This is a genomic window from Butyricicoccus sp. AM27-36 (assembly GCF_003480945.1).
Taxonomy (GTDB): Bacteria; Bacillota; Clostridia; order Oscillospirales; family Butyricicoccaceae; genus Agathobaculum; species Agathobaculum butyriciproducens.
Genome location: NZ_QUJR01000011.1, coordinates 31,904 through 53,225 on the forward strand (window position 1 = coordinate 31,904; position 21,322 = coordinate 53,225).

At 57.0% G+C, this 21,322-nt stretch carries 17 protein-coding genes; 5 read left to right on the plus strand and 12 right to left on the minus strand.

Annotated features, from left to right (window positions below; all coding sequences use genetic code 11):
• Positions 1 to 25: 25 nt before the first annotated feature.
• Complete coding sequence (aguB, locus tag DW724_RS13405) at positions 26 to 895, minus strand: N-carbamoylputrescine amidase (protein ID WP_110435811.1); 870 nt, start codon at positions 893 to 895, stop codon at positions 26 to 28.
• Between the two features lie 183 nt (positions 896 to 1,078).
• Positions 1,079 to 3,349 (minus strand): ribonuclease R, encoded by a 2,271-nt coding sequence (rnr, locus tag DW724_RS13410; protein ID WP_118481019.1) that lies wholly within the window; start codon positions 3,347 to 3,349, stop codon positions 1,079 to 1,081.
• Between the two features lie 213 nt (positions 3,350 to 3,562).
• On the opposite strand from rnr, the gene DW724_RS13415 reads away from it, so the two are divergent.
• Genes DW724_RS13415 through DW724_RS13425 form a run of 3 tightly spaced genes read left to right on the plus strand, consistent with a single transcriptional unit; the run spans position 3,563 to position 6,621 of the window.
• A complete protein-coding gene (locus tag DW724_RS13415) occupies positions 3,563 to 4,318 on the plus strand; it encodes an SDR family NAD(P)-dependent oxidoreductase (RefSeq protein ID WP_117751914.1) in 756 nt (251 codons plus the stop codon).
• Positions 4,315 to 5,115 carry a tRNA lysidine(34) synthetase gene (locus tag DW724_RS13420; protein ID WP_118761817.1) on the plus strand — a complete coding sequence of 267 codons (801 nt, stop codon included), beginning with the start codon at positions 4,315 to 4,317 and terminating at the stop codon, positions 5,113 to 5,115. The genes DW724_RS13415 and DW724_RS13420 overlap by 4 nt, the downstream gene beginning before the upstream one ends.
• A 12-nt stretch (positions 5,116 to 5,127) precedes the next feature.
• On the plus strand, positions 5,128 to 6,621 hold the full coding sequence (locus DW724_RS13425; protein ID WP_118761818.1) for an AAA family ATPase: 1,494 nt from the start codon (positions 5,128 to 5,130) through the stop codon (positions 6,619 to 6,621).
• Between the two features lie 247 nt (positions 6,622 to 6,868).
• Here the strand turns inward: DW724_RS13425 and DW724_RS13430 are convergent, their stop codons facing one another.
• From DW724_RS13430 to DW724_RS13460, 7 genes are all read right to left on the minus strand, one after another.
• Positions 6,869 to 7,846, minus strand: a complete 978-nt coding sequence (locus DW724_RS13430) for a TraX family protein (protein WP_118761819.1) — start codon at positions 7,844 to 7,846, stop codon at positions 6,869 to 6,871.
• A gap of 195 nt (positions 7,847 to 8,041) precedes the next feature.
• Positions 8,042 to 9,475, minus strand: coding sequence for a hypothetical protein (locus DW724_RS13435; RefSeq protein ID WP_118761820.1), 1,434 nt, complete (start codon positions 9,473 to 9,475; stop codon positions 8,042 to 8,044).
• Between the two features lies 1 nt (position 9,476).
• On the minus strand, positions 9,477 to 10,295 hold the full coding sequence (locus DW724_RS13440; RefSeq protein ID WP_118481024.1) for a sensor histidine kinase: 819 nt from the start codon (positions 10,293 to 10,295) through the stop codon (positions 9,477 to 9,479).
• Between the two features lie 9 nt (positions 10,296 to 10,304).
• Complete coding sequence (locus DW724_RS13445; RefSeq protein ID WP_118761821.1) at positions 10,305 to 11,888, minus strand: response regulator transcription factor; 1,584 nt, start codon at positions 11,886 to 11,888, stop codon at positions 10,305 to 10,307.
• Between the two features lie 137 nt (positions 11,889 to 12,025).
• Positions 12,026 to 12,991, minus strand: a complete 966-nt coding sequence (locus DW724_RS13450) for a sugar ABC transporter substrate-binding protein (RefSeq protein ID WP_118761822.1) — start codon at positions 12,989 to 12,991, stop codon at positions 12,026 to 12,028.
• A 92-nt stretch (positions 12,992 to 13,083) separates the two neighbouring features.
• Positions 13,084 to 14,028: an ABC transporter permease gene (locus DW724_RS13455; protein WP_118360888.1), complete on the minus strand. Its 945-nt coding sequence runs from the start codon at positions 14,026 to 14,028 to the stop codon at positions 13,084 to 13,086.
• 15 nt (positions 14,029 to 14,043) lie between these two features.
• The gene (locus tag DW724_RS13460; RefSeq protein ID WP_118761823.1) at positions 14,044 to 15,537 is read right to left on the minus strand and encodes a sugar ABC transporter ATP-binding protein; all 1,494 of its coding nucleotides are present in this window, start codon (positions 15,535 to 15,537) and stop codon (positions 14,044 to 14,046) included.
• A gap of 432 nt (positions 15,538 to 15,969) precedes the next feature.
• Between DW724_RS13460 and DW724_RS15480 the strand changes: the two genes are divergently transcribed.
• Both DW724_RS15480 and DW724_RS13470 read left to right on the plus strand, forming a co-directional pair.
• Positions 15,970 to 16,278: a hypothetical protein gene (locus tag DW724_RS15480; RefSeq protein WP_147358671.1), complete on the plus strand. Its 309-nt coding sequence runs from the start codon at positions 15,970 to 15,972 to the stop codon at positions 16,276 to 16,278.
• On the plus strand, positions 16,223 to 16,699 hold the full coding sequence (locus DW724_RS13470; protein ID WP_147358672.1) for a tetratricopeptide repeat protein: 477 nt from the start codon (positions 16,223 to 16,225) through the stop codon (positions 16,697 to 16,699). The genes DW724_RS15480 and DW724_RS13470 overlap by 56 nt, the downstream gene beginning before the upstream one ends.
• Positions 16,700 to 16,823: 124 nt before the next feature.
• Here DW724_RS13470 and DW724_RS13475 read toward each other — a convergent pair whose 3' ends face one another.
• Genes DW724_RS13475 through DW724_RS13485 form a run of 3 tightly spaced genes read right to left on the minus strand, consistent with a single transcriptional unit; the run spans position 16,824 to position 21,135 of the window.
• Positions 16,824 to 18,740 carry a sensor histidine kinase gene (locus DW724_RS13475; RefSeq protein ID WP_118761826.1) on the minus strand — a complete coding sequence of 639 codons (1,917 nt, stop codon included), beginning with the start codon at positions 18,738 to 18,740 and terminating at the stop codon, positions 16,824 to 16,826.
• Positions 18,737 to 20,416, minus strand: a complete 1,680-nt coding sequence (locus DW724_RS13480) for a hypothetical protein (protein ID WP_118761827.1) — start codon at positions 20,414 to 20,416, stop codon at positions 18,737 to 18,739. The genes DW724_RS13475 and DW724_RS13480 overlap by 4 nt, the downstream gene beginning before the upstream one ends.
• A complete protein-coding gene (locus tag DW724_RS13485; RefSeq protein WP_118761828.1) occupies positions 20,413 to 21,135 on the minus strand; it encodes a LytR/AlgR family response regulator transcription factor in 723 nt (240 codons plus the stop codon). The genes DW724_RS13480 and DW724_RS13485 overlap by 4 nt, the downstream gene beginning before the upstream one ends.
• Positions 21,136 to 21,322: the final 187 nt, after the last annotated feature.

The window sequence follows — 21,322 nt, forward strand, 5'->3', positions numbered from 1 at the left end:
TTTTTTGTGAATGGAATTTTCCATTTTATAAACCGTAGCCGCGCATTGCACCATACATTTCCGGTCTCCGGTCGCGGTAGACACCCCACGAACGGCGCATCTCACGGATTTCATCCAGATCGAACGTATGCGTCAGCACGCCTGCGTTTTCACGGTCAGCCTGCTCGACAAGCGCGCCGGTTTCATCCGCGATGAAGGACGAGCCGTAAAACGTCAGCGAGGACGACTGGTGCTGGTTATCCTCGGTCGGCTTGACGGTCTCGGTGCCGATGCGGTTTGCCGCGATCAGCGGCATAATGTTCGCTGCCGCGTGACCCTGCATGCAGCGCCGCCAGTGCGGCATGGAATCGCAGTCGAGAATCGGCTCGGAGCCGATAGCCGTCGGATAGAACAGCAGCTCGGCGCCCTGCAGCGCCATGCAGCGCGCGGACTCCGGGAACCACTGATCCCAGCAGATACCGACGCCGATTTTCGCATAAGCCGTATCCCAGACCTTGAATCCAGTATTTCCGGGCGTAAAATAGAACTTTTCCTGATAGAAATGGTCATCCGGAATGTGGGTCTTGCGGTACTGACCCATGATCGTGCCGTCCGCGTCAATGACAGCCACCGTGTTGAACGTGGTCTCACCGACCCGCTCGTAGTAGCTGACCGGAATGACGACCTTGAAATCACGGGCAATGGTCTGCATCTCGCGAACCGCCGGATTTTCCTCGAGCGTTGTCGCTAAATGGTAATTTTCATAGCTTTTTTCCTGGCAGAAATACCAGTTTTCAAACAGTTCGGGCAGCAAAATGATCTGCGCACCCTGAGATGCCGCTTCGCGAACCTTCTCACAGGCTTCTTCCAGACCATAGGTCATCTGAATCGCAGCAACGGTTACTTTATTGGACATAAAAGATTCTCTCCTTTATAGCGGCAACACCACACAATTAAAGCTGCGGTGCTTTGCGGAAATTTTGTGCTCTGCTGTCGTTGCGATTTCACGGCAATACACAAAGTATTACCGCAAAACCGCGCCTAAGCAGAACGCAAAATTTGCTTGCAAATCACTCTTGTTCAATTATGCGGTATTGCCTTATCTTCTCTTGCGCGTGGGCGGTTTTTTGCCCTTTCCGGGCTTACCGCCGCGCCCCTTACCGCTGTGACGGCGGCGCTCCGCGCGATTGCCTCTCGGAGCACGGTCGGTGTCCTCACGGCGCGGACGATCCAGCTTTTCCGAAACCGGAAGCGAGCCGTCTGCCGGCGCAAAGTCGATCTGACCGGTGGTGTCGCTTGCAGCAAGCAGCTTAACACGCATCGGCGTGCCGATCGTAAACCGCTTGCCGGTGTGGCGGCCGACCATCGCCATGTGCTCCTCGTCGTACTGGTAGAAGTCGCCGGTCATCAGCTCTGCACGAATCAGACCCTCACAGCCGTTTTCCAGCGCAACGAACACGCCGAACGACTGCACGCCGGAAACCTCCGCGTCAAATTCCTCACCGATAAACTGCTGCATGTAGGACGCGATATACAGCTTGTCGATGTCGCGTTCGCAGTTGTCGGCAGCCTGCTCACGATTGGTGGACTGGTCTGCGGCTTCCTCGCACATTGTTTCGTCTGCCGCGGTAAATTCTTCACCGAGCAGCGCCTTCTGCAGCATGCGGTGCGCCACCAGATCGGGATAACGGCGGATTGGCGAGGTAAAGTGCAGGTAGAACTTCGCCTTCAGGCCGTAATGGCCGATGCACTCATCCGCGTAGCGAGCACGCGCCAGCGAGCGCAGCAGAAGCGTCGGCAGCACGCGCTGCTTCGGGTCGTTCTTTGCGCCGCGCAGCACGGTCTGGAACTGCGCCGTATCCTCCGGCTTAGACGGGTCGATGCGGTAGCCGAACGGACGCGCAAACGACGCAAACACGCGCAGCTTGTCCGGATCGGGATTCTCGTGCACACGGTAGACGGTCGGCAGCTCGCGCTTGCACATATACTCGGCAACCGCTTCGTTGGCCTGCAGCATGAATTCCTCAATCAGCTTTTCACTCTCGCCGCGCTCACGGAACCGGATTTCAACCGGCTTGCCGTTCTCGTCCACGCGGATTTCCGCCTCCGGAATGTCCAGCTCGAGTGCGCCGCGCTCAATGCGGCGCTTGTACAGCGCGTGCGCCAGATTGTTCATCGTCTCGGCAGTCTCGACCAGAAAGGCGTATTCCTCGCGCAGCCCCTTGTCACCCGCGAGGATTTTGTTGACCTTGTTGTAGGTCATGCGGGCCTTGGAGCAGATGACCGACTTGGCAAATTTCGCACCATACCGGCGGCCGTCCTTATCGACCTCCATCAGCGCGGAGAACGCCAGACGGTCCACCTTCGGGTTGAGCGAGCAGATGCCGTTGGACAGCGCGAACGGCAGCATCGGCACAACGTGTCCCGGGAAATAAACCGACGTGCCGCGGCGGAACGCCTCGGCGTCAAGCGGCGAATCCGGCGTGACGTAATGGCTCACGTCCGCGATGTGTACGCCGAGCAGATAGTGTCCGTTTTCCAGCTTTTCGAGCGAAACCGCGTCGTCAAAGTCCTTCGCGTCATCGCCGTCGATGGTAAAGATCAGCTTGTCGCGCAGGTCAAGCCGCTTGCCGGCAGTGCCCATATCGACCTCCTGCGGAATGGCGAGCGCCTGCTCGAGCACCTCGTTCGGGAATACATCGTACACACCGTTTTCGTGCAGAACAGCCGCGATAGCGGCCTCCATTGTACCGCTTTCACCCAAATCCACGCGAACAACGCCCTGCGGCATAAACTGCTCATCGCCGTAGTGCGAGATTGAAACAGCCACGCAGTCACCGACGGCGGCTTCGCCGAGGTCATGCTTGTCCACCGCGATCTCCGGATACTTTTTCGAGGTCGGCTGCACAAAAAATGCCTTGCCGCGCTGCACGAGTTCGCCGGTCAGCTCCTTGCCGGCGCGTCCCAGCACGCGAATAACGGTTGCTTCCTTGCGGCCGCGGTTGTTCTTGCGCTCACTCACCTTGACGAGCACGCGGTCGCCGTGCCACGCACCGCCGGACGCATTCGGCGGGATGAACAGATCATCCGGCTTGGCTTCGCCCTCCGGATAATCCGGCGCGACAAACGCGAATGCCCGCTCGGTAGCCAGATAGGTTCCGGCCGCACAGCCGTAGTGCGCGGAGACCGCAAAGCGATTTTTCTTATTTTTCATCACCCTGCCGTCCGCAATGAGCGCGTCCAGCGCGTTTTTGAGATTGTTTTTGCCTGCATTCGGCAGCTCGCGCCGGATGTCCTCAATGCGGCATGGGTGCACCAGAATTTCCAACAGTCTGGATTCCAATTCGGTGTCTGCTTCTTTATTTTTCATGTTCGCCCCTCCAATCTTCGGCTTCTGGCGAAAAATCAATGCACTATTTCATTGTTATTATACCATTCTCAAATCTTATTGAAAAGCCAAAACCAAGTAAACCCATCACCATCCGCAAATTTGTACAGAATGTGACGAACAACATGAATTGACGCGGACAAGTCCGCATGGTACTATATAATAAGTTATCACAGTGATTTGGAGGGAATTTGCATGAAAGCACTCATCACGGGTGCGTCCTCTGGACTGGGACGCGAAATGGCGCGCCTGCTGGCGGCACGCGGCTACGAGCTGATCCTGTGCGCCCGCAGAGAGGAACGCCTGCGCGAACTGGCGGCAGAGCTGCCGGTACCGTGCCGCGTCATCGCGGCGGACGTGTCGGACGAGCAGGAATGCCGCCTGCTGTACGAGGCGGTACAGAGCGAGGAACTGGAGGTCGTGATCAACAACGCGGGGTTCGGTCTGTTCGGCGAGTTTGTCACCGCCGATCTGGATGAGGAGCTGCGCATGATCGACACCAATGTGCGTGCCGTGCACATTCTCACCAAGCTGGCTGTGCGGGATTTTGTGCAGCGCGGACGCGGCTATATTCTCAACGTATCGTCCTCGGCGGGATTTTTGCCGGGACCGCTGATGGCGACCTATTACGCCACCAAAAACTATGTTCTGCGCCTGACCGAAGCCTTGCGCGAGGAGCTGCGCCGCGCCGGCTCTCCGGTGCGTGTGTGCGCCCTCTGTCCGGGACCGGTGGACACCGAGTTCAACAAAGTCGCAGGCGTGCGGTTTTCGCTCTCCGGTCTGTCGGCAGAGCGTGTGGCGCGCGAAGCTGTTGACGGCCTGTTTGCGGGCAAGGCGGTTGTCGTTCCGGGTGCAGCCATGAAGGCCATGACACTGGCGCGGCATTTCGCGCCGGACAGCATTCTTGCCCGTATCACCTATCATTTTCAGCATAAGAAGGGCGCAAAATGACTGCAAAAGAGATAAAAAGAACGCTGCAAAGCGAATTTGTGCGTACACTGCGCAAGCCGTTCGTAGACGCGGTAAAGACATATGAACTGGTAAAACCGGGCGATAAAGTCGCGGTCTGCATCTCCGGCGGCAAGGATTCCATGCTGCTGGCACTGCTGCTGCAGGATTTACAGCATACAGTGGATTTTGATCTCGTGTTCCTTGCAATGGACCCGGGCTATGCGCCGGAGGGCCGCAGGCACCTCGAGGAAAACGCGAAACGGATGGACATTCCGCTTGAAATTTTCGATACCGATGTACTGCGCGTGGCAGGGGTACACTCTGCCGAGCACCCCTGCTTTCTGTGCGCAAAAATGCGGCGCGGCTATCTGTACACCGAAGCACGCAAGCGCGGCTGCAATAAAATCGCGCTTGGTCATCACTACGATGATGCCATCGGCACCGTGCTGATGGGACTGATCTACGGCGGTCAGGTGCAGGCCATGCTGCCGCGCGTCAAGGCCAAGAATTACGAGGGCATGGAGCTGATCCGTCCGCTGTATTTCACGCGCGAGCAGAGTGTCCTCGACTGGGCGGAATATTGCAGTCTGACCTTCCTGCCGTGCGACTGTCCGGCGAAAAAGCTGGAAAGCGACACCAAGCGCGCGGAAATCAAGCAGCTGATCGCGTCTCTTGCGGCAAACAACCCGCAGATTGAGGCGAATATCTTCAACGCGGTCAAGAACGTCGATACCGCCAAGCTGCTCGGCTGGCGCGATGCGAACGGCAAACATAATTTTCTGGATCAATTTGACTAACGAGGCGCAGTTATGAACATCAAACGAGCAAAAAACGAAATCAAAAATGCGCTCAAGGCGTATCTCACGACCGATGAATTCGGCGCGTACCGCATTCCGCCGATTCGGCAGCGGCCAATCCTGCTGATGGGACCTCCGGGCATCGGCAAAACGCAGATCATGCAGCAGATCGCCGAGGAGACCGGCGTCGGTCTTGTCTCCTACACGCTGACGCACCACACGCGCCAGTCCGCGCTCGGTCTGCCGTTCATCGACAAGGTAATGCTCGGCGGCGAGGAACGCACCGTCACCGCCTACACAATGAGCGAGATTATCGCTTCGGTGTACCGCGAAATGGAACGCACGGGCGTAAAAGAGGGCATTCTGTTCCTCGATGAGATCAACTGCATTTCCGAGACACTCACGCCGATGATGCTGCAGTTTCTGCAGTGCAAGACCTTTGGCAACCAGCAGCTGCCTGCCGGATGGGTGGTCGTAGCAGCCGGAAATCCGCCGGAATACAACAAATCCGTGCGGGAATTTGACGTGGTAACACTCGACCGCGTCAAAAAAATCGACATCGAAGAGGATTTTGGTGTGTGGAAGGAGTACGCGTACCGACGCGGCATCCACGGCGCGATTCTGTCCTACCTCGAGATCCGGCGCGAGCATTTTTACCGCGTAGAGGCCACCGCCGACGGACTGCAGTTTGTCACCGCACGCGGCTGGGAGGATTTATCTGAGCTGATGCAGGTGTACGAGTCGCTGGGTATTCCGGTTGATCGTCAGGTTGTGGAGCAGTATTTGCAGCTGCCGCAGGTGGCAAGTGATTTTGCGAATTATCTGCAGCTTTATGACAAATACAAGCAGGTTTACCGCGTGGATGAGCTGCTTTCCGGCACCTGGGAGCCGGTTCGCGCTTCCGAACTGCGAGACGCGCCGTTTGACGAAAAGCTGGGCGTACTCGGTCTGCTGCTGAGCCGGCTGGCAGACGGTGCCCGTAACGCGTACCGTCTGGATGCGCTGACCGACGCACTTCATGCCGACCTGCTCGCCATCCGCGAAGGCGAAAAAGCCATCACTTCCCTGCCGGATGAAAAGCGTGCCGCGCTTGCAGACAAGCGAAACGGCGGCTCGTCCGACAAGGACGCGCTCTATGTCTCCTCCCGCGAGGTGGAGCATCTGGATGCCTACCGGCAGACACTCATGCTTGAAAAAGTACCCGAGGATCAGCAGTTTGACCGTCTGAAGGCGCTTTTCTCCGCCGATGTGGACGCACGCGCAGCCGCCGCAGACAAGACCGATGCCGAACTGGCAAACGCATTTGCCTTCCTCGATGCCGCCATTCCGGACTCGCAGGAGCTGGTGCTGTTCGCTACCGAACTGACCGCGAACTGGTTTACCTCGTGGTTTATCCAGAACTTCGGGTGCGATGCGTATTTCGCGCATAACAAGCGCCTGCTGTTCGATGATACGCAGAAACAGCTTCTGCAGGATATTGAATCCGCAAGAAACGAAGAATCATGAACAGTTTATCCGGAAACCCGGTTGCGCATTAGGCTGCAGCCGGGTTTCCGGCGTATGTAGAGAAGGTAAATTGTAAAAGCAATACCGTATAATTGAACAAGAGCGATTTGCGAATAAATTTTGCATACTGATAAGGCGCGGACGGAACTCACGCAAGGAACCGAAGCCAAAATCAGAATACAAAATTTCCGCTTAAAGCCTGCAAAAAACAGACCGACATTCACTCTGTCGGTCTGTTTTTTGCGATTTACAAATAATACTTCAACAGCTTGAGCTGCGTCAGCGGACCTTCCGCTGCAATCACCATCGCCCAGATCACCGCGAGGTGCAGCGGATACGCCGCATAAAAGGCTTTGTTCAGCTTCGGGTGCGGTTTCCGGCTGCGCTCGCCGTTGTACAGCAGCAGAAGGAGCGCTGCCGCCGCCGTGCCGCAGATCGAACCCCAATCCGGCATACCGAGCGAGGAATAAAACAGCGCACCCCAGAGTAAAACAACAAGCGCGCGACTCCATCGGCTCTCGGCATACGACAGGCACAAAATCAGCAAAATTCCCCATACACCGTAGTCGATATTGCACCGGAGATGCGCAAGCGGATACCGCTCAAACAGCAGCACAACAAACACGAGCACCGCAAACCGCGCGAGCCAATCCCGCAGGGCAAGGTGCTTTCGCCAAACGTGCAGCAGCGCGACCGCGATTGCCGAGGCAAGGAGCAGCACGGTGCACAGCCGGCGGAAGCGCGAGTCAAACTCCGGCTCCGCCGTATAGACCGCGAAGCCGCCGCAGGCGAGCAGGAGCACCGCAAGCCCTTTGGACTGAATCACCCGCGCCAGCGGCTTTTTACGAAAGAAAACCAGCAGAACCAACCCGATAAACAGCGTAAACAGAATATTTAAGCTTCGGAACGCCCGACTCGGGTTAATGGGAAACACCTCTCCGAACGCGGGCTCGAGATACCAGCGGTTGAGCGTAAACGCATACGGAAGCTGCGAGATGACCCCGAGCAGCAGCAGACGCCCGCCGTATCGGCGGAGATCATGGCTGTGGCGGAATCCTTCGACCAGACAGAAGGCATAAATCGGAAACGCCATGCGTCCGATTGCTCTGGAAATCATATACACCTTGCTAAACCCCGGAAAAAACACCCTGTCCAGACGGCACGCCGCCGCATGGTCGATCACCATCGCAAGGAACGCGGCAAGCTTCAGCATCAGTTCGGTCATAACAGTCCCTCCTTTCCGACTGTTGCGGAAAGCGGCATCCGGAGGAGCATTGACGCTGATCGAATGCCGCTTTGTTTCCTATGCTTTTACAGTTCTATTATATCGGTTTCCGAAGATTGTCACAATGTGGAATTCCCACAAGGTCGGAGGTCGGTTGTCGTGCAGATTGGATAAGAAAAACGCCGCCTGCACACATCATTCCTTGATGTAGCGCAGACGGCGCAGAAACTCTTCGTTATCGGTTTTTTCGCAGATGGCGTCAATGCCGGAGGAGATGATCCAGACCGCCATGCCGCGCCGCGCGCACAGCACCAGCATATCAATGATCATCTTGTGATGCGCCGATTCCTGTCCCGCGAACGGGAAAAAGCAGATCAGCAGCTTGGGATTGAGCAGATACCACCGATAATACGAAAACCGCAGACGATCGGGCAGTGACCATGCGCTGAGCGGACGCAGCAGCATTTCGCGCGGGAACCAGCGAGTCGCCTCCTCCAGAATACTGGAGACGAGCTTTTTGCGGATCAGCCGCTTGTCTGCCTTAGGAATCAGACAGGTGCACAGATTGTCGAGCGCGGTCATGTTGTCAAACAGCACGCCGCCCGGTCGGTCGGGCTGCTCAATCTGGATGCCGATCTCGGTGCCGATGATACGGTTCAGCTCGCTGTGGTCGTAAATTCTGCCGTCCAGCCGGAAAATGCCGTTCTGCCAGCCCTGATTCCCCAGAAAGCAGTCGTGCAGACGGCGTCCGGTGCTGTAATTCTCATCGTGCAGAAAGGCGATCTCGCCGGCGCATACCTCGAAGGACAGCGGCGGCAGTGGCGGCAGGGACAGTTCAAATACGGAAAGCACCGTCTTGCCCTTTGCGGGCGCTGTGCGCTCCATCCATGCCGGACGGCTGGCACGCTCCCAACCGAGCAGCTCAAACAGGCGCGGGCCGTATTCCTCGGGATACAGCCGGAAAAAGGTGCGGCGCTCCTTAATCACATCAATGCGGCCGGCATAGCGGAACATGAACATCTCATCCATATCGAAAAGGAGCACCGCCATGCCATGCCCGAGCAGAAGCTGTACGCACTGCATCAGCCGGTCCTGATCCTGCCGGCGCAGTGCCTCTGTCAGCCGATCGAGGACGAGCAGCCGACAGCCGGTGAACCATGCGCGGAACACCGAAAGTCGGTAATAATCCAGCACCGAAAGGTCGGCAAGGCGCGTCTCCCACGAATGCTCCAGCCCAAGCTGCCGCAGCATATCGGTCGCGGCAAGCGATTTCAGCCGTGCCGCACTGCGGTTCTTCTGCCGGTACGAGGTCGTTCTGCCAAGCGCCAGCACAAAATCGCGCATGGTCAACTCCCTGCCCGCAAAGCGGGATTTGTCCACCAGCATGGTGTTCTGCCGGATCCAGTGCTCGATCACTGCGGCGCCTGTCTTGCTGCCGCAGCAGAAGGCGCGTCCGTCCGTCAGTGCAAGGCGTCCCTTGAAAAGATCCAGATATGCAGTACCGGAGGTCAAATACTCATCCACATATACGCCGATGCACTCGCCACAGGAAACCGAGATATCAAACCGGTATTCGCCGGTATCGCTGCGAAATACACCATGCTCAATGCGTATCAGTTCTTCCTTCATGTCACTCCTCCTGCAGCAGCAGCGGCAGTGTAACGCAGCATTCGGTACCGATTCCCTTCGCGCTGAATATCCGCAGACCGTAATTTTCTCCGAACATCAGCCGTATACGGCTGTTGACATTGCGCAGCGCAATGCCGCCGCGTTTGCGGCTGACGGCGTTCGCGCTGCCATGGGCAAACTCCTCGTTCAGCTGCTCCACCTGCTCCTCGGAAATACCGATTCCGTCGTCCTTGACGCGCAGGAACAGCGTGTTTTCGCTGTTTTCCACCGAAATATGTACGGTTCCCTGCCCTATTTTGCCCTCCAGACCATGCACGACGGCGTTTTCCACCAGCGGCTGCAGGATCAGCTTGGGCATACGCGCCTCGAGCAAGTCCTCGTTTTCCATTTCCAGTTCCATATCCAGCTTGTCACCGAATCGGCAGCGCTGGATGGTGAAATAGTTCTCGGCGTTGTCCAACTCGTCCGAAAAGGTGACATATTCCTGCACATTGGAGATGGTGTAGCGAAAAAAAGTCGCCAGTGCCTCGGTCGTCTCCGCGATGTCCTCGCAATCCGCCAAGAGCGCATCTGAACGGATCGCCTCAAGCGCATTGTACAGAAAATGCGGATTGATCTGGTTTTGCAGCGCCAGATACTCCGCCTGCTTCTGCCGCAGGCGGGTGATCTCCTCGCCGTGCAGACGATCCTCGATCTCGTGGAAAAAGGCAAAAATATCGCGGCAGCGGCTCCAATCCTCGTGCAGCACCGCATCCAGATTGCCGTCCCGCCGATAGCGGCGCAGCGCCCGGCGCAGCTTCCATTGTGTTTTCAGCCACATGCCCTTCACCTACCTGTACAGCTTTTTATAGTCCGACGGACTGATTCCGGTGGTTTTCTTGAACAGGCGGGAGAAATATTTCAGGTCACGGTAGCCAACCTGTTCGGCAACGTCCTGCACCGAGCATTCATCGCCGCACAGCAATTCCTTCGCCTTATTCATGCGCAGCTCGGTCAGATAATCCATGAAATTCTGTCCGGTCTCCTTTTTGAACATGGCGGAAAAGTAGGTCGCGTTGAAGCCGACCGCATTGCTGACGTCCTCGAGCCGCAGAGATTCCTGATAATGCTGCTGGATAAAGTGCTTTGCGTCCGTAATGGGACGTGCTTCGCGCTGAGAGCGCTCCCGGCGCAGGCGGTTCAGCTCACCGCTGACGCCGTCCTGCAGCAGCCGAAGCAGCTCCTGTGCGTTGGTACACTGCCACAGTCCGTCCTCCATGCGCTGATAGAACTGCTCATCGGCGCTGCCGTCCTGCTGCAAGCCGTAGCGCACCGCAGTTAGTATCTGCCGGAACCAGTCCTCCAACATTTGTCCCCAGAGCGGCTGCATAGACATAACTGCGCGGTAGCTGTCCTCCAGCTCCTCGGCGTACTGCTCGGTGTTCAGACATGCGGCAGCCTCCTGAAAGCGACGCTTCTGCGCGCCGTCCAGCGTATAATGCAGGGAAAAATCCGGTGTTTCGGCTTCGGCGTCCCGCCAGTTTGGTGTGTGGCACAAACCGTCGATGCACAGCCAAAGCGCCTCCTTCAGCGAAACGGACAGCTTTTCTGCGGTGCTCTGCCGGCTGCCAAGGCAGACGGCGGCGCGAATGCCCCAGAACAGGTCGCGCTGCTTTTCGATCTCCTTGCGTATCTTGGTGAAGCACCGCTTGACCTCGACCGGCTGATACTCCGGCGTATACACGGCCGCCACGATACCCTCGCGGCGTGCCGATGCCACAAAGCCGCAGTCCATCTGTCCCAGCTCCTGCCGGACGATCTCGAGCGCGTGCTTCTGCATGGCACGGAAGCCGTCCTGATTTTCTGCCGCGGACGGAATATTCGGCTTGATAACAGCCGCAAAGTAGCTGCCGCCTTCGGACAGACCGCGCTCCAGATCAAACGAGCGCACGGTGCTCGAGGTGCGTACACCGCCGCGCACCTCAGTCATCAGGGTGTCGATGATGCGCTCCTGCTCGCGCTCGCTGCTCTTTTTCAAGCGGTACTCTATCGCTGCTTCCTCGCCCATCTTCTCCTTGAGGCTGATCAGCAGATCGACCATTTCCTCCTGCTTGAGCGGCTTAAGCAGATAGCCTTCTACGCCGTATTTGAGCGCATTCTGCGCATATTCAAACTGGCGGTAGCCGCTGACGATGATAAAATGCAGTCCCGGCTGAATCTGCTTTGCCTGCCGAATGAGGTCAATGCCGTCGCAGCCGGGCATGCGGATATCGGTCACCAGCAAGTGCGGCTTCTTTTCGCGCACTTGATCGAGTGCGCTTATACCGTCGCTCGCCATGCCGACAATCTCAAAGCCAAGACCTTCCCAGTCAATCAGCTTGCGCATCAGCAGCAGGACCTTTTTTTCATCATCTGCCAGTACGACCCTTAACATACATATTCCCCTTTGAAGGTAATTTTAGGAAAACAGATTTTGCTTGTTGATAGGAAAAAGGGAAAACGTAACCGTTTTCCCTTTTTCTTATTCATAATAACACTGTTTGCAAGGATTTGCAAAGTATTTTCAAGAAATTACTCGTAATCCTTAACGTTGCTGGAGTCGATCCAGGTGTTGTCGGTTACGATCTCGGTGGTGTCGAGGGTTTCACCCTTGAGCAGCTTAACAGCAGCCTCGATGCCGTTTGCAGCCATAGCGCCGCCGTTCTGAGAAACGGTACCGGTGATGCGGCCGTCCTGAATAGCCTCAAAGCCGTCCGGCGTGCCGTCAACGCCTGTGATAACGATGCCGGAGTTTGCACCTGCCGCGTTGCCGGCGCCTACTGCCATGCCGTCGTTCTCACAAACGATAGCATCCAGATCGTAAGCGGACAGCCAGCTCTCAACAGTGGACTGTGCGCTTGCGGTATCCCACTGGCAGTCAGCCGGAGCAACGACCTGCTTGATCTCGGGGTAGTTCTTCAGAATGTTCTCATAGCCTTCCATGCGCTGCAGACCGCCTGCATCGCCGGACGGGCCGGTCAGGATAGCGATGTTGCCCTTGCCGTTGAGGAGCTTTGCAACCTGCTCCATCTCGGTTTCGCCGGCCTTTACGTTGTTGCCGTAGGAAACAGCGGAGATGCCGTTGTTCTGCCAGTCGGTGCAGGCAGAGATGATGTTGATCATAACAACGCCGGAATCAGCTGCGGACTTTGCAGCATCAGCAAGGCCGTCCGGATCAACAGGCTCGAACAGGATGGCATCATAGCCCTCGGATACGCACTGCTCAATCTGGCTGATCTGGGTAGCGGCGTCCTGATCGGCACTCAGAATGGTCAGGTCAACGCCCAGCTCGTCAGCCTTGGCCTCAGCAGCCTCGGATACGGCAATCTGGAATGCGTTGGTCTGGTGCTGCTGGATGAGGGCGATCTTGTAGGAATCGCTGCCGGAATCAGCACCGGAATCGGTTCCTGCATCAGAACCGGTGGAAGTACCACCGCAGGCAGCCAGACTCAGAGTCATGGCACCGGTAAGCAGCATAGCGAGAAGTCTCTTTTTCATTTTCTTTTTCCTCCTTAGAGAAGTTGTGGTTATGATAGGAGGAGAGAGGAGCGTTCGCACGCTCCTGCGGTCCTCACAGTCAACAATGGAAATCAGTTTTTCTTGGTCTTGCCCTTTACGTCGATCAGAACGGCTACCACGATGATAACGCCCTTGACGATCTTCTGCCAGTGGGACGATACGCCCATAATATCCAGACCGTTTGCGATAACTGTGATCAGCAGACAGCCGATGACAACGCCCCACGGCTTGCCTACGCCGCCGGTCATGGATACACCGCCGACTACGCACGCGGTGATGGCGTCCATCTCGTAGCTCTCGGCTGCGGTCGGCTGACCGATGGTAACGCGGGAGGTCATCAGGAAGCCGCACAGACCAGCCAGCAGGCCTGCAATAGCAAATGTGGAGATGCGGATGGCAGTGGTGTTGATGCCGGAAACGCGGGCTGCCTGCAGATTGCCGCCGCAAGCGTAAACACGTCGTCCGTAAACCGTTTTAGATAAAACAAATGCACAGATGATGATAACGATTACAAGAAAGATGGACAGCATCGGAATGCCTGCGATAGAAGATGCAGCGACCGCCTTGTAGCCCTTGCTGATGCCGGTGATCGGCTTGCCGTTGGAGGTCAGCAGCGCCAGACCACGCACAGCCGTCATCGAGCCGAGCGTCATGATGAACGGCGGCAGGTCGCCGATGGCAACGCCGATACCGTTTACCATGCCGACAGCCAGACCGGCCAGCATCGCAACAACGAGCGGCACGATCAGCGGCAGGTCGCCCTTGCCGAGCAGCGCGGCCAGAATGCCGGTGAATGCGACGGTGGAGCCGACCGACATATCAAATCCGCCCGCAATAATGACGAACATCATGCCGAACGCCAGAATGCCGTTGATGGAAGCCTGCTTCAGGATGTTGACGAGGTTGTTCGGGCTGATGAAGCTGGGCTTCAGAATGGTCAGCGCAACGACCAGTACGATAAAGATCAGGAAGATGAAGTATTCACTGATCAGTCCTTTAAGATTTTTCTGTTTCATGTTGTTCCCCTTCCTTTATACTTCAAGCGCGGATGCCAGCGTCATGATGCGTTCCTGCGAGAACTCGTTGCGCTTCACCTCGCCGGAGAGATTGCCTTCGCACATTACCATGATGCGGTCGCAGACGCCCATCAGTTCGGGGATCTCGGACGAAATCATGATAACCGCCTTGCCCTGCTGCACCAGCTTGCCGAGCAGCAGATAAATATCGCGCTTAGCGCCGACGTCAATGCCTCGGGTCGGCTCATCGAGAATGATGACGTCCGGATCGTTCAGCAGCCACTTGGCGATAACAATCTTCTGCTGGTTGCCGCCGGACAGGTTGCCCGCGATCTGGTCGCCGGAAGGAGTTTTGATATTCAGCTTTTTGATGTACTCCATGGAAGCGGCGCGTGCCTTGCCCTTGTTATAAAGGCCATGGCTGAGCAGCTTCTTGATCGCTACCATGGCGATATTGTCGTTTACCGAACCGCTGAGGTTCAAACCGGTGACCTTACGGTCCTCGGTAATAAGGGCCACGCCCTCCTTGATGATATCCTTCGGAGAGTGGACCTTGATTTTTTTGCCCTTGACAAAAATCTCACCCTGCGACAGCTCGTGCATACCGAAGATGCCTTCCACCAGTTCGCTTCGACCTGCGCCTACCAGACCGCCGATGCCGAGAATCTCGCCGCGGCGAACCGAAAGGCTGACGTCCTTTACCTTGTTGTCGGCGCGAACGATGTTCTTTGCCTCAAAGATCACATCGCCGATCTCCGCATCCAGCTTGGGGAATACATCGGTGATTTCGCGGCCAACCATCATCTTGATGAGCTGCGACTCGTCCAAATCCTTAGTATCGCCCGAGCCGATGTACTGACCATCGCGGTAAACGCTGACGCGGTCGCAGATGGAGAAGATCTCGTCCATGCGGTGCGAAATGTAGATAATCGCAACGCCCTTTGCCGTCAGGCTGCGGATATGCTCGAACAGCAGCTCGACCTCACGATCGGTGATAGCGGCGGTCGGCTCATCCATGACAATGACCTTGGCGTTGATGGAAATTGCCTTGATGATCTCGATCAGTTGGCACTGTGCAACGGTGAGGTTGCGCAGCTTTTCTTTCGGGGAAACGTGCAGGCCGCATTCCTTGATAAGCTTTTCGGCCTCTGCGATCTCGGCCTTTGCATCGACCAGACCGTTTTTGCGGAGTTCACGGCCGACGAAGATGTTTTCATACACGGACATATCCAGAATTGGATTGAGCTCCTGATGGATCATCGCAACACCGTGGTCCATGGCCTCTTTCGGGTTGTTCACATGGTATGGCTCACCGTTGAAGATGATCTCGCCGCCCTCGTCCTTGGTGTAAATGCCCATCAGAATTTTCATCAGGGTGGATTTACCGGCACCGTTCTCGCCCATCAGCGCGTGAACCTCGCCCGGCTTCACTTGAAGCTGCACATGATCAAGCGCCTTTACGCCCGGGAAAGACTTGCTGATATCTTTCATTTCCAGTACATACTCCATGCTGCTCTTCCCTCCTCATGTGTCATTTCTTTGTGATAATTTTATCAAAGCCGCCGAAATTAGAAAACACACAATCTTCACATTAGGGGTGATAATTTTTAGTTTTTTTACAAATACGGCACTTTGCTTAAAACACTGTATTTCAAATTGTGCAGATTGACAATATCTTTTGTGTACACCGATTCAAATGTACGCAGAGCAGCAGGTCCCTGCACAGTGCATTTCCTGTGCAGAGACCTTGGGAAACACCGCACAATTAAAGCGCTCTTGTTCAATTATAGTGAAGATTTCCATCGGAGTGAGAAACCGCTCATCTGAGCAGAGCTTATACATCACGGCAGTGTGGAGAGCCATATGCGGATAACCTGTTTTCACCGTTTCGATGCAGAAACAGTGAACCCAACGGCAAAATGAAAAGATGAGGTGCAGCTTATGAGCAGCAGAGATACAGAAAAGACGATAAGAGAGCTTCAGCAGTTCCTGCGCGAGCATGAGGACGAAATCACCGATGAGGACAGCATGCATCGTCTGGCGATGGCCTTTATGTCGCAGCACAACAGCCAGTTGCAGCCGAAACAGACCGAGCCGGAAGACGCATCCGATTATCTGGAGCTGGCGAGCTATAGAAACCAGACCGTATATGCGGGTCTGCTATACCTATTTTCAAACATTGATCGAGTGCGGCATGATGCGCTGCGCAATCAACGAGGGAGAACGCCTTCTGAAGCTGTCCGAGGGTGATAGCCTCGGCGTTCGTTATCAGCTGATGCACCTGTACGCCTATACCGAGGACGAAATGCACGCGCTGGCGCTGCACAAAAAGTACGGCGGATATGAGGAAACGCAGATGCTGCTTCCGCTGGCCATTCTGTACTACAAGCAGAACCAGTTCGACAAGGCGAAAGACTATTTGAACCGCCTTGCTAAAGTAAACCGAGACACAAAGAAGTTCATGCGTCTGGAGGCGAAGCACGATGGGTACAGCCTGCGTATGGAACAGGGAATGTACGGCTATCGGCCGGGCACCATTGAAGAACTGGTAGACGCGTATTTGAACCCGACCTATCTGTTCAATGCAACGCCGTATTTCAGCCAGTGGGCATATCAATATCTGCGCACGCAGACTGCCTCGAAGAAGAAAAAGCCGAAAAACGAGGAGTAAGTCCGAGAGCCGCAGCGAATAACGAAGATGACAAGAACCCGATACGGTGTAAAGCACGGTATCGGGTTCTTGTTCTGTTTCACAAATAGGACATGGGGCTACGTCCAAGCAGGTATTTTCCTCGTTATTCTTCTTCATCCGCACGTTCCGGCAGGATGAGCACCACGCGGAATATGCTTTCCTGCGGCTCGAACTCCACCGTTCCGCCAAGACGGCGAGTCAGTTCGCGCACCGAGGCGGTTCCGATTCCGCTGCCCGTATGCTTGCGCGAAAGGAACGCACCGCCGCGCCGGTGCACCTCGCCGTCATAGCTGTTTTCGAGCACCACATACAGCCGCCGAAACTGCTGCTTCATGTGCAGGCAGATGGACTTTTCCGTGCTTTCGGGCAGTCTCCAGCACGCCTCCAGCGCATTTTCCAGCAGATTTCCCAGTATGGTGCAGAACTGCACGCTGAACGCAGCAGTATCCTCGGACAGCTCGGCGCGAACCGACACCCGAATTCCTGTGCGCCGCGCAGAGCTGACATAATAGTACAGCATCGCATCCACCGCCGGATCGTGGCAGTAGCTTTCCGGTCGGGTCGCTTCGGACAGCGCAGTAATGCGGCTGATATACGCGAGCTGCGCCTCCGAATCGCCCGCCATACCCGCAATCGTGCGCAGATGCTGTCGGAAATCGTGCCGCTGGCGGCGGCTTTCCTCAATCTTCTCCGAAATCTGCGCAAAATGCGCCTTCTGCATGGCAAGCTGCCGCGCCATCTGCCGCTGCTCCTCCGTAAAGGTCAGGCTGCGTCGGTAGCCCTGTGCGATATCCTGCCAGAACACCGCGCCCAGCACGCACACCAGCAGCAGGCAGCCCCATTCATAAAACCATTTGCCGAGAATCGGCTCGTAGGCAGGCAGCAGGCAGTCCCACAAAAACAGCGTGCCGTAGAAAATATCCGCGCAGAACAGCGCTCCGGCGTGCCATTCCCGTCGGCGCGCCGCATAGAGGGACGAGCCGAGCAGATAGACTGTCACCGCCAGCCGAAACAGCACCGTCAGATTGGAAAATGCGCGGATACTCCATTCGGACAGGTGCGCGGCACACGCACCGCACAGCAGCGCCGCACCACATATGCCGGCGCAGACCAGAACCGCCGCCTTGCGCACGGCATTCGGCAGCGCACAAATACGTCCATGCAGCAGAACGATTAGCAGCGTGGTCAGGTAGCCGCTGACCAGCTCGATGGTGTACCAAGGCTGCACCGGCAGCGCCTTCAGCGCATGAACGACTGGACCGGACAGCAGCACTGCCGCGCTCAGACTCAGCAGCAGAAACAGCCGTGAATTGGGCGGGCACCGCATGGAGCCGAGACACAGCCACAGTGCAAAGGACGCAAACAGCAGCATAAGTGTCAGCATAGCGGCGGAGATGCACACGCGCACCGCACGCTGGGTATTCACGCCCAGCGCTGTGCCGAACGCCGGCGGATAGGTCATACCGCTGTATATCCAGCTTTCATCTCGCACCGCCAGCAGCAGGCGCACCGTGCCGCTGCCCTCAAAGCTGACCGCACGGTTTTGCAGCCCTGAGCGGTACTGCTCGGCGTTCGTCTCGCCCGCGGAGAGCACCAGTTCGTCATCAATATAAAACCGGTAAGCGGAAAAGATCTCGGGCAGCTCGATCAAATACCGCCGCGGCGCTTCGGGCAGCAGCAGCGTCAGCATATAGGTGCCGCAGCCATGCGGCGTCCGTTCCGTTCTGCCGAAAGCAAAATTGCTGTATGCGCCAATCTGCACGGAACGAACGGTGCTTTTATCGCGGTTTTCGCAGGTTTTCGGGGAAAGCAGCACATCGGGATAGAAATTCCAGCCGTTCCACAGGCTGCGCACCGGATACGCCTCCAAATCGTCCTCAGAAACGAACAGCGTTCCGGCGATTGCCTGCGGCGCAGACTGCGTATATTTGTTGTCATAGTGGTACAACAGCAGGCAGAACGCAGATGCCGCCGTAAATACCAGCAAAGCCGTCAGCAAACGGCGAAAGAACCGGCTCACAGGTGTTTCCTCCACCACATCAGACCGAAAACTGCCGCCAGCACGGCCGCGCCTGCAGCCGCAAACGGCAGCTTCTGTTCCGGTTCGGCAGGTGCTTCTGCCTCATCGGTCGTCAGCGTCATACCGTCCGGCAGGTCGATCTTCTCTCCGTTCAGCCGCAGTTCTGCCTGTGCCCTGCCCTCTGCCGATCGAGTGAGCGTAACCGCAAGAGTATCCGCATCGGTCAGCTCCAGCGCCCGCAGCGTATCGACCGGAAGCGAAAAGGCAATACCGTTTTTATTCAGCGTCAACGGCTCGTCCAGCTCGATCAGCGCCAGCAGGCGCGTACCGGAAAGCACCGCACCGTCTGCGGTGTCCTGCTCAAGGACAGTCGCGGCCGGCTCCGCCGCAACCGACTGCTTGACTTCGCCGGACGGCGCGCCAGCGGGTTGCCGCTGCACCGGCTGTCGGCTCTCGGTCTGACCGCGCAGCACCGGCGGCATCGGTATCGTTGCCTCGTTCTCAAGCCTTGACGGCGCAGCAATGAAAGAAACGGTGGGGACTGCCGTTTCCGGCTTCTCCGGTGCTGCGGGCGTCTCCGATTCATCGTCTGCGGGCAGGTCAGGCTCGGGTACTTGAGCGGCATCTTCGGACGGCGTTTCCGGCTCGTCCGCTGCCGGTTCGGAGGTACTCGGTCGATGATGCGAGCCGCCCGAATGTGAGCCGCCGGGCGATGGCTGAATAATATCCGGCAGATAGGTATCCTCACCGCCGCCGTCGCGGCTGCCCGCACTGTAGCCGTGCTTGAGCGGAGCGACGTCGTATGTAAAGGTCAGAATGCCGGTCTGCCCTCCGGGATATTCCACCTGCAATGCACAGGTCGTTCCCGATGTCAGTCCGCAGGTCTGCGGATAAAGTTTCAGCGCGTCCGTCCCGACTGAAATCCCGCGCGTCAGCGCCTCCCATGCACCGTTTTCCCGCTTAAGCCATACCGTGAACCGGTCGCGCTGCGCCTTTTGCTCCTCGGTCAGCACCCACGGAAAAATCATCTGACCGCGTGCCGTGATGAACTCACCGATCTCCGGCTTTCCGGTCTGCTGTACGCTCACGCGACAGCGAATCATCGGCGCTTCCACGCCCTCGGCAAGCGAAAAGCACGCTCTGTCCTCCCCATCGACCAAAAGCAGCGGCGCCACAGCATCATACACGCCGGGCGTATTCCAATCGACCGCCGACAGCTCCCACGCTCCGGTGAAAAAGTCATAGGGTGTGCCATCCGCATCATAGCCGCACAAGCCGTCTCTCGCATCACGGAAAAAGGCGTGCAGCGCGTCCGCATCTCCGCAGGCAATCGCGGCTACGTCAACATTTACCTGTGTGTCGAAGCGCGTCAGCACGATGGTTTCCGGTTCCGGTTCGGGCGTGGATTCGGGCGGTTCGGGTTCCGGTTCGGGCTCGATCCAAAAGCCGCTGTCCATATCGGGTTCTGCCGGCTGAATCGCGCCGTTTTCCTCATTTTCGTCCGATACTTCCGGCGTTTCCTCGATGGTTTCCGTATCGGCAGGCTGATTTTCCACAACGGCAGGCGGCTGCTCCGCGCCGTGCTCCGGCAGATCCGGCTGTTCGTCCGCCAATGCCGCGCCGGTACACGCTGCCGCGCACAGCAGCGGTAAAATCAGCTTCGCATATGCTCTCATAATCCCCTCTCCATTTCCCGCAGGGCAAACGCCTGAAAGCTGCGCAGCACCTCGCTGCGGCAGCGCCGCGCAATCGGCAGACGAAGTCCGTTATCCATAATAAAATCACTGCCCTCCTGCGCGGCTACATGCCCGAGTTGGATTAAAATACCGCGCCCGATGCCGAGAAAACGGTTGTCCGTCTCCAGCGGCGCGGTCAGTTCGGCAAAGGTCGCTGCACTCTCAATGCTGTACTCACACAGGCGCACCACGCCACGCCGTGCGATCGACTCGATGCACACAATCTCCCGCCGGGAAAGCATCTGCACGCCGCTTTTGGTGGGTACAGTCAAAAGATCGGACGGATCGGGCGCAGGAAAGCAGAAATCCAACGCCTGCCGCAGGCGCTCCTCGGCAAAGGGCTTAACCAAATAGTAGGTGGCGCGCACCGCATAGCTTTCCAACATAAATTCCTGGCTGGTGGTAAGGAAAATGATCCGGCAAGCCGGGTCGCGGTGATACAGCAGCCGCGCGACCTCCATGCCGCTGACCTCGCCCATGTAAATATCAATAAATGCGGCGTCATACCGTCTGGGCACGAACGCGGCGGTAAATTCCTCGCCGGAGGCAAACTCCTCGATGGTGAACGCAGCGCTGCGCGGTGCAAGCTCCCGCTCGAGCGCCTCCCGCAGAACCGCGCGGTCGGCGGACAGATCATCTATAATTGCGATACGCAGCATACAACGCCTCCTGAATAAACTATTCCAGTTTCATTATAGCACAAAAACAACGCGGTCGAGCAACCGTTTGGTCGCTAAAAGCAGCCGTTCGGTAAAATCGCTTGCCGCGGGCGGGACAGCGTAGTTTACTATAATCAGCCAGACTCGATACGGAGTCCGGCTTTTTATGGCAATCCCGCATAATTGA

What these genes read in the sequence shown, in the direction of transcription:
- DW724_RS15480 (WP_147358671.1), top strand. Translation starts at nt 15,970, where the DNA reads ATGAGCAGCAGAGATACAGAAAAGACGATAAGAGAGCTTCAGCAGTTC.
- DW724_RS13415 (WP_117751914.1), top strand. Translation starts at nt 3,563, where the DNA reads ATGAAAGCACTCATCACGGGTGCGTCCTCTGGACTGGGACGCGAAATG.
- DW724_RS13440 (WP_118481024.1), bottom strand. Translation starts at nt 10,295, where the DNA reads ATGTGGCTGAAAACACAATGGAAGCTGCGCCGGGCGCTGCGCCGCTAT.
- DW724_RS13485 (WP_118761828.1), bottom strand. Translation starts at nt 21,135, where the DNA reads ATGCTGCGTATCGCAATTATAGATGATCTGTCCGCCGACCGCGCGGTT.
- DW724_RS13445 (WP_118761821.1), bottom strand. Translation starts at nt 11,888, where the DNA reads ATGTTAAGGGTCGTACTGGCAGATGATGAAAAAAAGGTCCTGCTGCTG.
- DW724_RS13480 (WP_118761827.1), bottom strand. Translation starts at nt 20,416, where the DNA reads ATGAGAGCATATGCGAAGCTGATTTTACCGCTGCTGTGCGCGGCAGCG.
- aguB (WP_110435811.1), bottom strand. Translation starts at nt 895, where the DNA reads ATGTCCAATAAAGTAACCGTTGCTGCGATTCAGATGACCTATGGTCTG.
- rnr (WP_118481019.1), bottom strand. Translation starts at nt 3,349, where the DNA reads ATGAAAAATAAAGAAGCAGACACCGAATTGGAATCCAGACTGTTGGAA.
- DW724_RS13450 (WP_118761822.1), bottom strand. Translation starts at nt 12,991, where the DNA reads ATGAAAAAGAGACTTCTCGCTATGCTGCTTACCGGTGCCATGACTCTG.
- DW724_RS13425 (WP_118761818.1), top strand. Translation starts at nt 5,128, where the DNA reads ATGAACATCAAACGAGCAAAAAACGAAATCAAAAATGCGCTCAAGGCG.
- DW724_RS13460 (WP_118761823.1), bottom strand. Translation starts at nt 15,537, where the DNA reads ATGGAGTATGTACTGGAAATGAAAGATATCAGCAAGTCTTTCCCGGGC.
- DW724_RS13435 (WP_118761820.1), bottom strand. Translation starts at nt 9,475, where the DNA reads ATGAAGGAAGAACTGATACGCATTGAGCATGGTGTATTTCGCAGCGAT.
- DW724_RS13470 (WP_147358672.1), top strand. Translation starts at nt 16,223, where the DNA reads ATGATGCGCTGCGCAATCAACGAGGGAGAACGCCTTCTGAAGCTGTCC.
- DW724_RS13455 (WP_118360888.1), bottom strand. Translation starts at nt 14,028, where the DNA reads ATGAAACAGAAAAATCTTAAAGGACTGATCAGTGAATACTTCATCTTC.
- DW724_RS13420 (WP_118761817.1), top strand. Translation starts at nt 4,315, where the DNA reads ATGACTGCAAAAGAGATAAAAAGAACGCTGCAAAGCGAATTTGTGCGT.
- DW724_RS13430 (WP_118761819.1), bottom strand. Translation starts at nt 7,846, where the DNA reads ATGACCGAACTGATGCTGAAGCTTGCCGCGTTCCTTGCGATGGTGATC.